12 protein-coding genes (1 of these 12 cut by a window edge) are annotated in these 12,298 nt (G+C 53.6%); 7 read left to right on the forward strand and 5 right to left on the reverse strand.

Annotation, left to right across the window (positions count from 1 at the left end):
* Nucleotide 1 precedes the first annotated feature (1 nt).
* Both mrcB and O5O45_RS28965 read left to right on the forward strand, forming a co-directional pair.
* Nucleotides 2-2,329: a penicillin-binding protein 1B gene (gene mrcB / locus O5O45_RS28960; protein ID WP_305902764.1), complete on the forward strand. Its 2,328-nt coding sequence runs from the start codon at nucleotides 2-4 to the stop codon at nucleotides 2,327-2,329.
* Between the two features lie 15 nt (nucleotides 2,330-2,344).
* Nucleotides 2,345-2,830, forward strand: a complete 486-nt coding sequence (locus O5O45_RS28965; RefSeq protein WP_305902765.1) for a tetratricopeptide repeat protein — start codon at nucleotides 2,345-2,347, stop codon at nucleotides 2,828-2,830.
* 100 nt (nucleotides 2,831-2,930) lie between these two features.
* Here O5O45_RS28965 and hemL read toward each other — a convergent pair whose 3' ends face one another.
* The 3 genes from hemL to O5O45_RS28980 all read right to left on the reverse strand — a co-directional run bounded on the left by hemL (nucleotide 2,931) and on the right by O5O45_RS28980 (nucleotide 6,571).
* Nucleotides 2,931-4,211, reverse strand: a complete 1,281-nt coding sequence (gene hemL, locus O5O45_RS28970) for a glutamate-1-semialdehyde 2,1-aminomutase (protein ID WP_305902766.1) — start codon at nucleotides 4,209-4,211, stop codon at nucleotides 2,931-2,933.
* 92 nt (nucleotides 4,212-4,303) lie between these two features.
* The gene (hemJ, locus tag O5O45_RS28975) at nucleotides 4,304-4,726 is read right to left on the reverse strand and encodes a protoporphyrinogen oxidase HemJ (protein ID WP_305902767.1); all 423 of its coding nucleotides are present in this window, start codon (nucleotides 4,724-4,726) and stop codon (nucleotides 4,304-4,306) included.
* Nucleotides 4,727-4,765: 39 nt separating this feature from the next.
* Nucleotides 4,766-6,571 carry a chloride channel protein gene (locus O5O45_RS28980; protein WP_305902768.1) on the reverse strand — a complete coding sequence of 602 codons (1,806 nt, stop codon included), beginning with the start codon at nucleotides 6,569-6,571 and terminating at the stop codon, nucleotides 4,766-4,768.
* A 226-nt stretch (nucleotides 6,572-6,797) separates the two neighbouring features.
* On the opposite strand from O5O45_RS28980, the gene argC reads away from it, so the two are divergent.
* From argC to O5O45_RS29005, 5 genes are all read left to right on the forward strand, one after another.
* A complete protein-coding gene (argC, locus tag O5O45_RS28985) occupies nucleotides 6,798-7,829 on the forward strand; it encodes an N-acetyl-gamma-glutamyl-phosphate reductase (protein WP_305902769.1) in 1,032 nt (343 codons plus the stop codon).
* A gap of 168 nt (nucleotides 7,830-7,997) precedes the next feature.
* Nucleotides 7,998-8,723: a DUF6776 family protein gene (locus O5O45_RS28990; protein WP_011399947.1), complete on the forward strand. Its 726-nt coding sequence runs from the start codon at nucleotides 7,998-8,000 to the stop codon at nucleotides 8,721-8,723.
* A 2-nt stretch (nucleotides 8,724-8,725) separates the two neighbouring features.
* Entirely contained in the window at nucleotides 8,726-9,235 is a 510-nt protein-coding gene (locus O5O45_RS28995) for a bactofilin family protein (RefSeq protein ID WP_305902770.1), read from the forward strand.
* Between the two features lie 104 nt (nucleotides 9,236-9,339).
* A complete protein-coding gene (gene erpA, locus O5O45_RS29000; protein ID WP_305902771.1) occupies nucleotides 9,340-9,693 on the forward strand; it encodes an iron-sulfur cluster insertion protein ErpA in 354 nt (117 codons plus the stop codon).
* Between the two features lie 12 nt (nucleotides 9,694-9,705).
* Nucleotides 9,706-10,167 carry a DsrE family protein gene (locus tag O5O45_RS29005; protein ID WP_305902772.1) on the forward strand — a complete coding sequence of 154 codons (462 nt, stop codon included), beginning with the start codon at nucleotides 9,706-9,708 and terminating at the stop codon, nucleotides 10,165-10,167.
* Between the two features lie 23 nt (nucleotides 10,168-10,190).
* On the opposite strand, the gene O5O45_RS29010 is transcribed toward O5O45_RS29005, so the two are convergent.
* Together O5O45_RS29010 and O5O45_RS29015 are read right to left on the reverse strand one after the other, a co-directional pair.
* On the reverse strand, nucleotides 10,191-11,297 hold the full coding sequence (locus tag O5O45_RS29010; RefSeq protein WP_305902773.1) for an anhydro-N-acetylmuramic acid kinase: 1,107 nt from the start codon (nucleotides 11,295-11,297) through the stop codon (nucleotides 10,191-10,193).
* Nucleotides 11,294-12,298, reverse strand: partial view of an OapA family protein gene (locus tag O5O45_RS29015; RefSeq protein ID WP_305902774.1) — the 3' portion only. 348 nt of this gene lie beyond the right edge of the window; the window shows 1,005 of its 1,353 coding nt (coding positions 349-1,353); its start codon lies off the right edge, out of view — the gene reads right to left on this strand; the stop codon is at nucleotides 11,294-11,296. Before O5O45_RS29015 ends, O5O45_RS29010 begins: the two co-directional genes overlap by 4 nt.

Raw genomic sequence — 12,298 nt, forward strand, 5'->3', positions numbered from 1 at the left:
CATGTCGAAACCTAAAACAGCCCGCAAGCCTGCAAATAAGCGGCCCGGCAAGAAAAAGACAGCACCAAAAAGACGCATCCTTTCAATCCTTTTTAAAGTGACTTTGGTTCTCTCCGTATTACTGGTGATTTGGACCATTTATCTGGATGCGACCGTAAGAGAAAAGTTCGAAGGCAAACGCTGGCAGCTACCTGCACAGGTGTTCGCTCGCCCCATGGAGTTTTTTCCTGGTCAGAACTATACCCGAGGGCAGGTTGAAGAAGAGCTGAAGAGCTTGGGATACCGGCGTACGGATCGTCCGGGGCAGCCGGGAACCTATTCCATGTCTTCCAGCGCGCTGGAGGTTTACAGCCGCTCGTTCAAGTTTCCCGACGGAGATCAGAAAGCGCAGAAGTTTCGCCTGGACTTCGATAGCCAAGGCGTCAGCCGAGTAAGCGCCGGCGGTACGGATACGAACTGGTCCAGACTGGAGCCGGTGGTCATCGGCGGCATTTATCCCGCCCAGCATGAAGACCGTTTACTGGTGAGCCTTAAAGAGGTTCCGGATAGTTTAAAGAAGGCGCTGGTGGCGGTAGAGGATAAGAATTTCTACTCCCACTATGGCGTATCGCCTCTATCCATAATGCGGGCGACCTGGGTGAATATTCGCGCTGGGCGCGTCGTACAGGGCGGCAGCACACTGACGCAGCAGTTGGTGAAGAACTTTTACTTGTCCAGCGATCAGACCATTTGGCGCAAGTTCAACGAGGCCATTATGGCCTTGCTGCTGGAATGGCATTACGAGAAAGATGAAATTCTGGAAGCCTATTGTAATGAGATCTTCCTGGGCCAGGCCGGCGCCCGCGCTATTCACGGCTTTGGCATGGCCAGCCAGTTCTACTTCGGCGTGCCTGTACAGGATTTGACGCCGGAGAAGTCCGCCCTCCTGGTGGCGATTGTTAAAGGCGCTTCTTACTACAACCCGCGTAAACATCCTGAGCGTGCGCAAAAGCGTCGCGATTTGGTGCTGCAGATGATGGCGGATGGCGGGGTGATCTCCAATGAGCAAAGCGTCGGCTTCAAGAACCGTCCTCTGGGTGTGGTGGCGCAGCCGCGTTATTCAGACAGTCTCTATCCCGCATTTATGGACTTGGTTCGTCAGCAGTTGGATAAAGACTATCGCGAAGAGGATTTGCAATCAGAAGGACTGCGGATCTTTACCACTCTTGACCCTCTGGTTCAAACCCAGGCTGAGTCGGCGTTGAGTAAAACGGTGAAAGGGCTGGAGCGTAATAAGGCCAATCAGGGCCTGCAAGGCGCTTTGGTGACAACCGCGTTGGACAGCGGCGAGGTCGTGGCTCTGGTCGGCGGCAAAGACGCGCAGTTCGCCGGCTTTAACCGGGCGCTTGAGGCGAAGCGGCAGATTGGCTCTCTGATCAAGCCCGTGATCGCATTGACGGCTTTGCAGGAGAAAGACAAGTACACATTGGCGACGCCGATCAAAGATGAAGCGTTTTCCATTAAATTTGAAAATGGCGATGTGTGGGCTCCGCAGAACTATGACAAACAAACCCACGGCGAAGTGACTTTGCAGCACGCGCTGGCGCATTCCCTGAACCTGGCGAATGTTCGCTTGGGGTTGGAGCTGGGCGTGCCGGCGGTATTGGATCAAGTGCGTAAGCTGGGCGTGGAGACAGATGCGGCGCCCTATCCATCGGTGCTGCTGGGGGCGCTGAATTTGACGCCGCTTCAGGTCGCTCATCTGTATCAAAACCTGGCGTCCACCGGATTTGATACGCCTTTACGGGCTATTCGCGCGGTGACAAAACCCGATGGTGAGTTGCTGACAAGATATCCTTTTGATACTCATCAGGTTGTTGATCCCGCGTCGACTTATTTGCTCCAATACGCCATGTTCGATGTCATGCGAGAAGGCACGGGCCGACGCGTCTATCAGCGCTTTCCGGAAGACTATTCCTTGGCGGGAAAAACAGGTACGACCGACGACTACCGCGACAGTTGGTTTGTCGGCTTTAATGGCCAATACCAGACGACTGTGTGGCTGGGTAAAGACGACAACAGCGTGACCCGTCTGACAGGGGCGTCCGGCGCTTTGGAAGTCTGGATGAATCTGTATCAGCGATTGCCTCAGGTGTCCTTCGTGCCCACAACTCCGGAAACGGTTGAATGGGTGTGGGTGGATAGCGCTACGGGTAAAAAGTCGGACGAAGGGTGTGACGGTTCTGTCGCCATGCCTTTCCAGCGTGGTAGCGCGCCTGTCGAAGAGGTCGCCTGCGTCGGACGCGATAATGCACTGCAGCGTTGGCTGCGTAGCTGGTGGGATGGTTAATACCGGGGAATAATAATGATGCGATTGCTGAACAGAGTTTGTGTGTTGGGAATATTGGCGGTGATGACCGGGTGTGGCGTGAACCCTTACCGTAGCGCTACGACGGAGTCGGGGCCAGAGACGGCGCAGCCTTCGACGCCAGCGGCAGAAACGGCTGCGCCGCAGCAACCGGATCGCACGGGACGGCCCGTTTCGCCTCCGGTGCGTATTTCCCGAGTGGAGCCTACGCCGGCGGCTCGTCAAATGCTGGCGAATGCTGATGCCGCCGCTCGCGAAGGACGCTACGACCAGGCGATGCTGATGGTGGAGAGGGCGCAGCGTATGTCGCCAAAGGCTGGTGATGTTTATCTGGTGATGGCGCGTTTGCATTATGAGCAGCAGCGCTACGCCAAATCCGAGCAATTGTGTCTGAAGGCGTTGTCTCTTGCAGGGGATGATAAAGCTTTCAAGGAATCCGCGATGTATTCCCTGGATAAAGCGCGTCAGGCGCAGGGTAAGTAGCGCAGACATATTTGATTTTTGAGAAAGGGGGGAGCATTTTGGACTCCCCCTTGATCTGAACTTGTTTCAATCTGGCGACGGAGGCTCCCGCCGCTCAGCATTACATCGAAGCGAACAGGCTGGAGGCCGCATCCAGCGTCGCCTGAATGTCCTCATCGGAGTGCGCTGCGCTGACAAATCCCGCCTCATAGGCGGATGGCGCCAAGTACACGCCTTTATCCAGCATGCCGTGGTAGAACTTGCGGAAACGCTCCAGGTCACAACGGGTGACTTGCTCAAAACGGGAAACTTTCTTCTCTTCACTGAAAAAGAAGCCGAACATACCGCCAACCTGGTTGACGGTCAAAGGAACGCCCGCTGCCTGTGCGCGCTCCTGCAAACCTTTCGCCAGCGCTTCAGTTTTCGCGGCCAGTGCGTCATAAAAGCCCGGTTCGCTGATCTTGTTTAGCATGGTCAAGCCACAGGCCATCGCCAGAGGGTTGCCGGACAGCGTGCCAGCCTGATAAACGGGACCCAGTGGCGCGATGTGCGACATGACGTCGCGGCGGCCGCCAAATGCACCGACCGGCAGGCCTGCGCCGATGACTTTGCCAAGCGTGGTCAGATCGGGTTTGACGCCATAAACCTGCTGAGCGCCGCCCAGAGCAACACGGAAGCCGGTCATGACTTCATCGAAGATCAGCAGAGATCCATGCTCGTCACAAACGGCGCGTAACGTCTCCAGGAAGCCGGGTTCCGGTGGGATGCAATTCATATTGCCTGCGACAGGCTCAACGATAATCGCGGCGATTTCATCCCCGTGGCGAGCGAAAACTTCTCTGACCATGATTGCGTCGTTGTAAGTCAAAGTAAGAGTGTGTTCCGCCACGCTGGCGGGAACGCCAGGGGAGTCGGGAATGCCAAGGGTCAGCGCGCCGGAGCCCGCTTTCACCAATAGTGAATCAGCATGGCCGTGATAGCAGCCTTCAAATTTGACGATCTTGTCTCTTCCGGTGAACCCCCGAGCCAGGCGGATGGCGCTCATAGTCGCTTCAGTGCCGGAGTTCACCATTCGCACCATTTCGATGGAGGGAACCAGTTCGCATACTTTCTCCGCCATATCGATTTCGATACGGGTAGGGGCGCCGAAACCCAGGCCGTTGACAAGTTGACGCTCCAGAGCCTGACGCACGTCGGGGTGGGCATGACCCAGAATCATCGGCCCCCAGGAGCCGACATAATCGATATAGCGCTTATCGTCCTCGTCATACAGATACGCCCCTTCGCCCTTGCTGAAGAATACTGGGGCTCCGCCGACACCGCGAAACGCGCGCACCGGCGAATTGACGCCGCCGGGGATATGTTGCTGGGCTCGGCTGAAAAGTTCTTCTGAGATAGTCATGCCTGTTCCTGTATCTATGGCTTAAAAAGGACAATTATGCTGCGCATTGTCGGAACTCCGGATGGGGAATGCAAATATCGGAAATCCTGCGCTTAAAAAGGACGCACCACCACCATGATGACCACGCCGACCAACACCAGCACAGGGGCTTCGTTGATCCAGCGATAAAAGACATGGCTGCGTTGATTGCGGTCTTCTTTGAATACCTCTAACAGATGCCCGCAGTAGAAGTGGTAGCCAATCAAGGCCACGACCATTGTCAGCTTCGCGTGCATCCAGCCCTGGGCGAGATAGCCCGAGAAATTGTATGACAGCAACCACAGGCCCAAGGCCACAGTAATGACCATGGACGGGGTGGCGATGCCGCGATACAGCTTGCGCTCCATGATTTTGAAGCGCTCTTTGCTTATCTCGTCCTCGCTCATGGCGTGATAGACGAATAAGCGAGGCAGGTAAAAAATGCCGGCGAACCAGCACACCATGGCGATGATATGAAAGGCTTTTATCCAAAGCATGCTGCGCTCCTTGTTCTGCTTGATCGCATAAGTAAATGCTTATTTGCTTTTGTACTGATAATAAGATTCCAGGTCCGCACGGGTGATCACGCCTATAATGGGTTTGATCAACGGGGCGGTCGTACGCTCGACATAGAGGGCTTCCACCCCAGTGGCGTTCAGTCGGTCCAATGCTTCTTCCAGGGTGGCCTGGACATGTAGGGACGCCACGTCTCGCCGCTGCGCGGGAATACTGAGCAAGTCCAGGGACGCTTCTTCGGGGTTAAATTCGGGCTTGCCTTCTTCTTCCGTCAGATAGCGGGCTAAATCAGCAGCAGGCAGAATGGCGCGCGGGCCGCCTTCGCTCTCGATGATGATCCAGCGCGGCTCTGTGCGCAGCAGCTCTTTCGCTTCGCCCCATACTAATTTCTGCTGTGTACGCTTGATGCTTCTTTCCATGATGGCTCCCACCGCTACGCGGCGCAGAGCCAGGGTTAACGGCTCTGCACGATAATCCAGCCCCTGCAATTGCAGGATGGTCAGAAACACCGAGCGCTGCCGGAAGTAGTGGGAAGCGATCAAGCTGGACACGATGATGATCAGCATCGCAGGGAGAATGACGTTGGGATTTCGGGTTAACTCGATCACCGCCATAATGGCGGCCAGAGGAGCCTGCAGAACGGAGCCCATCATCGCGCCCATACCCAGTACTGCGTAAAATCCAGGTTCCGAGGCCAGGGTTGGCATTAGCATGTTCGCCAGAACGCCGAGCGCGCCTCCAAGAGTTGCTCCGATGAACAGGGTGGGGCCTATAATCCCACTAGGCATGCCCAAACCGATGGTGGTAGCGGTGACTAAGAGCTTCGCCAATGCGATAGTCAGAAGCAGTAGAAAGCCGATATTGCCGGCGATAGCGTCATTTACCGTGTCGTAACCAATGCCCATGATCTGAGGCAAGGCCAATGCAGCCAAGCCGGTCAATAACCCCGCCGCCAATAAACGCCAAAGAATAGGCGTTTTCACCTTCTCCATGGTTTGACTGATGATTTTGACAAAAAGGGCGGAGCACATGCCGATCAATATGGCGACAGCCACAATGTAAGGCAGCTCCACAAGAGAGTTCAGGCTGAAGTTTGGAACAACGAATGCCGGGTCATCGCCATAGATAGGCTGAGACACGACGGCGGCGGTCACTGCCGCCAGAATAATCGGCGTAAAGCCATTGATGGTGTATTCCAGCATGACCACCTCCATCGCGAAGATGACGCCAGCGATGGGTGTATTGAAGGAGGCGGACACAGCCGCAGCAGTGCCGCAACCCACCAGCATGCGGATACTGTTATTAGGGAGTCCCATCCACTGGCCCAGCAGGCTGGAGCTGGTAGCGCCAAGATGCACGGCCGGGCCTTCCCGGCCTGCGCTTTGTCCCGTGGCCAAGGTGGCGACGCCACAGAAAAACTGCAGTAGTCCGCTGCGCAGGGAAATATATCCCTGGTGGTAGCCCAGTCGCTCCATAACGTGAGTGACGCCGACTTTGCGCTGTTGCACGCCCAGGCGCATCAGCCACAGGGCTAGAATGAGCGCGCCAACAATTGGCAGGCAGAACTGCATAAGCGGCGTTAATTGCTCAAAGTTCTCCGCGCTGTCGCCGGGCAGAAGGTAGCCGAGAGGAAGCTCAATTGCCGCTCGAAACAGGAGAATGACTAAGCCGGTAGCCAGGCCGGATAAAAAACCCAATAGCGCCAGTTGCGGCAGCGCCTCATAACTGGCGACGCGGCGGCGAAAAGATTGGAACAGCAGATCCAGTTTGAGAGTCAGCGCGGAAACCTGCTGTTTTTGCGTTTTCTTCCCGTTTGGTTTGAGCACAAACCTCTCCCATTCAAACTTGTTGCTGAGTTTGCTCGACAGGTGATGCAGCCATGGCTAGCAGCCAGAGGGTGGAATGTAATAGCGCCGCCCGCAATTCAGGAAAGCTGAGTCTGCGCGGGTGTCGGAAAGCTGCTAGTATAGCGAATTTATTAGAGTATTGTCCGGCGCGCCACATGGCTGTGCTGGGAATTTAGTTCGGCATTTAGCGGAGGTCAGTAAGCTCGTGGTTAAAATTGGCATTGTCGGCGGCACTGGATATACCGGCGTTGAGTTGATCAGGTTGCTGTCGGCTCATCCTGAGGCGGAAGTGGCGGTAGTAACGTCGCGAGGAGATGCTGGCGTTCCTGTTGCGGAAATGTTTCCCAATTTACGCGGTTTTACAGATTTACGCTTTAGCGCTCCAGATGTCGAAGAGCTGTCTAAGTGCGATTTGGTGTTTTTCGCCACACCCCATGGCGTCGCCCTGGAAATGGTTCCGCAATTGCTGGCCAAAGGAACGCGGGTGGTGGATTTGGGGGCGGACTTCCGTATCCAGGACGCGGAGCTGTGGAGTCGTTGGTATGGACTGCCTCATACTGCGCCTGAAGCGCTGGCTGAAGCTGTCTACGGCTTACCGGAAATGAACCGGTCGGCGATTAAATCCGCTCGGCTCGTCGCTAACCCTGGATGTTATCCTACTGCGGTCCAGTTGGGATTCCTGCCTCTGCTAAGCAGAGGGCTGGTGGATACGCAACGCCTCATCGCAGACGCCAAATCCGGCGTGAGCGGCGCTGGAAGGCAAGGTAAAATCGCTAATCTACTGTGTGAAGTCAGCGAGAGTTTTAAAGCTTATGGCGCATCAGGACACCGCCATCTACCGGAAATAAAACAGGGGCTCAGCTTGGCGGCTGGCGCGGCGGTCGGTCTGACGTTTGTGCCTCACCTCGCGCCAATGATCCGAGGCATAGAAGCCACTTTGTATGCGGAGTTGAAACAGGATAATGAAGATCTGCAGGCGCTGTTTGAGTCGTTCTATGCGAATGAGCCTTTTGTCGATGTGATGCCTTTTGGCAGCCTGCCGGAGACGCGTTCGGTAAGGGGCTCTAACCTGTGTCGAATCTCATTGCATCGGCAGCCTGAGTCTAACGTGGTGATTGTGCTCTCGGTAATCGATAATCTAGTGAAGGGCGCGGCAGGTCAGGCCGTACAAAATATGAATATTATGCTGGGATTACCGGAGACGGCGGGATTGAACCTTATCGCGGCGCTGCCTTGATCCTGCCCTAAGCGCCCTACTGAAAAGGCGTTTTTTAAGCCAAATACGTGACGGTGTTTGGCTTGCTACCTAAATTCACAAAAAATAACTTTGCCGACAATGAGTTAGTAGAGAATACTTAATTGGCGCGTAAGGTTATGGACACTTTAGAGTCGGTATCAATCGTCAATGTCTACCAATGCAAACGAAAAACTGGTCGTCGTACCTTACCGCCCGGGAGAAACGCTTAAAAAACGGGCTCTGGCATGGCTGGCCATAATTATCAGCATTACTGGCGGCATCGCCATGGGATGGTATTTCTCTGACTTGAGAAAGGAAAAGCTTGGCTCTAAAAACCAAGAGCTCAACCGGATGCTGGTTATAGCGGAAAGGCGCGCCACTGAGCTAGCGCAACAGGTGGCTAACCTGGAGCGGGGCAAAGCAATTGATCAGGCCGCCAGCACGGATGTGCTGAAGACCATTCGTGAGCTGGAAAGCGCAAACTTGCAACTGCGTGAGGATATCGCTTTTTACAAGAACATCATGGCTCCCTCCGATGAGGATACCGGGCTGCAGGTGCAGCGTATGGAAATTCGTCCTACACGGGAAAATCGGAGGTTTCAGTATAAACTTGTATTAACGCAAGTGGCTGACAACAAAACCTACATCCAGGGTGTTGTGGCGGTAAACCTGATCGGGGTGAAAGGTGGCGAAAAGGAGATACTGCCGTTGCGGGATGTCGACGGAGCCGAGGAGTTGGGGGTTAAGTTCAGATTTCGTTATTTCCAGGATATTGCTGGAGAAATGGAATTGCCGGAAGGCTTCGTTCCTGAGCAGATTCAGGTGGTGGCGCAATCAACCGGGAAAAAAGCAACGAAAATAGAAAGAACCTTCGATTGGAAGGTCGGGGAGTAAGAATGTTCGGGAAAAAGAAAACCAAATCAAAAAACGTCAATGGCGGGCACTTCGATACACTGATTTCTCGCAGCACTGAAATCAAGGGCGACCTGCAGTTTACCGGCGGTTTGCATATTGACGGCAAGATATTGGGCAAGATTAAGGCTGACACGACCGATGAAGACGCCATTGTGCGAGTTAGCGACGTCGGCGAAGTGAATGGAGACGTCATCGCGCCGCACATCATCATCAACGGCAAAGTAAATGGCGATGTCTACTCCTCGGAGCATATCGAGCTGGCGCCGAAAGCCTCCATCACTGGCAACGTATATTACAACCTGATCGAAATGGCGATGGGTGCGGAAGTGAACGGTAACTTGGTTCACAGCAAAGAGAGCGTTTCAACCGCTACGGTGACGGCTACGGATAAATCCGAACAGAAGAAAGCGGCAAAAGAAGATAAAAAAGCAGGTAAGACTCAGGACGACGCCGGCGATCAACCTGAGCTGATCAACTTGGCCAGTCATTGATATAGTTGACCGAATAAGTAGGATAAATAGATAATTCACGTGATATCCTACTTTTAATTGCCGAGTATAGAGCGCTTGCAACGAAAGTTGCGGCGGGAGGAACTATGAGCGTCGCTGAGACATATGAACCAACCCCTATAATCTTCACTGATAACGCCGCGGCGAAGGTGAAGTCTCTGATTGAAGACGAGGGGAATGATGAGCTGAGCCTGCGTGTATTTGTTACCGGAGGCGGCTGTTCAGGGTTTCAGTATGGTTTCTCTTTTGATGAAGCCGTAAACGAAGACGACACGATTGTCGAAAAAGACGGCGTGCGTTTGATTGTGGACTCGCTTAGCTACCAATACCTTGTCGGTGCGGAAGTTGATTTTCGTGAAGGTTTGGAAGGCGCGCAGTTCGTTATTAAGAATCCAAATGCTGCGACCACTTGTGGTTGCGGCAGCTCCTTCTCTATATAAAGGGTCAGATATATGCAGTTCAGCCGCTATTTAACATTACTGTGGCTGGCTGTTTTCTCTCTCTCGTTACACGCAGCGGACAGGCCGGAAACCAGCCCCGCCATCGCAACTGACTCTCTGAACTATCTGGCAAAGATCGAACTCCATACGCCAGAGGAGATCGCCGAGTTGTTTGAACGGGCTTCAAAACTGCTGGAGGGGGAAAACGGATACTCTCTAGGTAATCCTATCGCTTTTGTCTTGCATGGACCTGAAGTCGAATATTTCGCCAAAATGAATTACCCAGAATTCAAATCCATCGTAGATAAAGCTGCGCAATTGGATGCGTTCCGCGTCATTGACGTGAGAGTGTGTAATACCTATTTGCGCATACATAATATTGATCGCAGCGCGTTGCCTCCCTTCGTCGAAATCGTGCCGTATGGCCCCGCGGAAGAAAAAAAGCTGAAAGAGAAAGGCTACGTGGACTTCTAGTCTGCGTTAATGAAGGCAAGTGGTCAGGCGGGGTAAATCGCCCCTAATATTCTCTCCCCTTGAGCGCGGGTTACCGCTGGGATGTTGCCCGGCAATCCATCTAATGTTCGCTTTGCCAGCCAGGCGAAAGCTATTGCTTCCATGAAGTCCGGATCAATGCCTGCACTGTCGGTCCCCTGCACCAAAACGTGAGGCAGATGATGACGAAGCCTTTCCATCAATAAAAGATTATGTACGCCGCCGCCGCAGACAAAGAGATGAGTGATGGCGCTGACGTTCAGCGCTTCGCAGATTGTTTGAGCTGTCAGTTCAGTGAGCGTCGCTAGAATATCTTTATCACTAACAGATGCGGCCTTTTGCAGATTGGTCTGTAGCCATTCATGGTTAAAAAGCTCTCGCCCTGTGCTTTTGGGGGCAGGGAGAGAAAAGAATGGTTCGCTTTTCATTTCTTGCAGTAACGCGTGGTTAATCGACCCTGTCCTTGCTATTTGTCCACCTTGATCGCAATGCTGTTGAAAAGCTTGTGAGCACCAAGCGTCCATAAGAATATTGCCTGGCCCACAATCAAAACCAACAACGGAGTTGGTTGTTTCCGACCATTGGGTGATATTGGCGATTCCACCGATATTAACGACGGCGCAATTGGGAAAACGATGTTGCAAAGCGTGCATATGGAATGCTGGCGCAAGAGGCGCACCTTCGCCGCCCGCTGCGATATCTCGACGCCTAAAGTCCGCAATAACGGTGATTCCCGTTTTCTCCGCCAGGAGGCTGGGGTTGGAGAGCTGACAGGTATATGGCCAACTTATCGCTGGTCGATGCCGAATGGTTTGACCGTGGCAGCCAACTGCGCGAATGCGGCTTCTATCTATATCAGCGCTGTTCAGGAGGTCGTTTATTGCTTTGGCATACAGCAAGGTTAGCTGGCTTTCAGCTGCGAACAACTCGTCTGGACGCCAACTGTTGGCGACGGCAAGATTATGAAGTCTGGATTTCAGGTCAGAAGGGAAAGGCGTAAAGGAGGTTGCGATAGTTTCAGGAAGTTCGCCCCGGAAGCTCGCCAGGGCTGCATCCACACCGTCCAAACTGGTGCCGGACATGAGTCCGGCGAATATTTCCCGATCGTTCATAAATCGGCGTTGTCAGAGCTTAGATTGTCCCGTTTTGCGACCTGATAACTGTCAGAGTAGGCCTGTAGTTGGGCCAGGGCCGTTTGCGCCTGCTCTTTGAAGCGAGACATTTCATTACTGGCGACGGGCTGTGCGTGAGGGAACTTCACGGTTACTGGGTTTTTGTGTACACCGTTGACGCGGAACTCATAGTGCAGATGAGGTCCTGTCGCGAGACCTGAACTGCCCACATAGCCGATTACTTGCCCTTGGTTGATGCGCTTGCCGTTTTTGATGCCGCGAGCGAAACCCTTCATGTGGGCGTAGAGCGTAGTTATGGATTGGCCATGCTGCAGAATGACTACATTACCGTAGCCTCCCTTGCGGCCCGCGAAAATAACCTTGCCGTCTCCACTTGCCTTGATGGGGGTGCCGCGCCCGGCTGCGTAATCTGTTCCTTTATGCGCGCGGAACTTGTGGAGTACAGGATGCTTGCGTTGCAAGTTGAAGTGGGAGGATATACGAGCGAAATCTATAGGTGTGCGTAAGAAGGCTTTTTTCAGGCTCTTTCCATCTGGGGTGAAGTAGCCGGTTTTACCTTCCTGATCTTCATAGCGCACAGCGGTGAATGTCTCACCTTGGTTTGTAAACTCGGCGGCAAGGATGTTGCCATTGGAGATCTTTTTGCCATCAAGGAATAGCTCTTCATAAACCAGCTTGAACGAGTCTCCACTGCGAATATCCAGCACGAAGTCCACATCCCAGCCGAAAATGTTCGCCAAATCCATGATCAGACTATCCGGCAGGCCGGCGTTTTTTGCGTCAATGAACAGTGCCGACTTAATAACGCCTTCAGCGTACGCGGTCTGAACATCGGGCTTGAGTACGACTTTTTCAAGTTCGAATTTATTCTCGGCGTTGGCGTTGATCAGCCAATTCTCTAACCGACTGCGATGAATGCGCAATGCGCTAAGCTTGTTCTCCGAGTTAAAAGCAAAGTCCAGCTTTTCTCCAGGAAAAAT

This window comes from Hahella sp. HNIBRBA332 (assembly GCF_030719035.1).
GTDB lineage: Bacteria > Pseudomonadota > Gammaproteobacteria > Pseudomonadales > Oleiphilaceae > Hahella.

Bases quoted from the DNA above. Each gene is read 5' to 3' on its own strand.
- O5O45_RS29005 (WP_305902772.1), top strand. From the start codon at position 9,706: ATGCAGTTCAGCCGCTATTTAACATTACTGTGGCTGGCTGTTTTCTCT.
- hemJ (WP_305902767.1), bottom strand. From the start codon at position 4,726: ATGCTTTGGATAAAAGCCTTTCATATCATCGCCATGGTGTGCTGGTTC.
- O5O45_RS28990 (WP_011399947.1), top strand. From the start codon at position 7,998: ATGTCTACCAATGCAAACGAAAAACTGGTCGTCGTACCTTACCGCCCG.
- hemL (WP_305902766.1), bottom strand. From the start codon at position 4,211: ATGACTATCTCAGAAGAACTTTTCAGCCGAGCCCAGCAACATATCCCC.
- O5O45_RS28995 (WP_305902770.1), top strand. From the start codon at position 8,726: ATGTTCGGGAAAAAGAAAACCAAATCAAAAAACGTCAATGGCGGGCAC.
- mrcB (WP_305902764.1), top strand. From the start codon at position 2: ATGTCGAAACCTAAAACAGCCCGCAAGCCTGCAAATAAGCGGCCCGGC.
- O5O45_RS29010 (WP_305902773.1), bottom strand. From the start codon at position 11,297: ATGAACGATCGGGAAATATTCGCCGGACTCATGTCCGGCACCAGTTTG.
- erpA (WP_305902771.1), top strand. From the start codon at position 9,340: ATGAGCGTCGCTGAGACATATGAACCAACCCCTATAATCTTCACTGAT.
- O5O45_RS28965 (WP_305902765.1), top strand. From the start codon at position 2,345: ATGATGCGATTGCTGAACAGAGTTTGTGTGTTGGGAATATTGGCGGTG.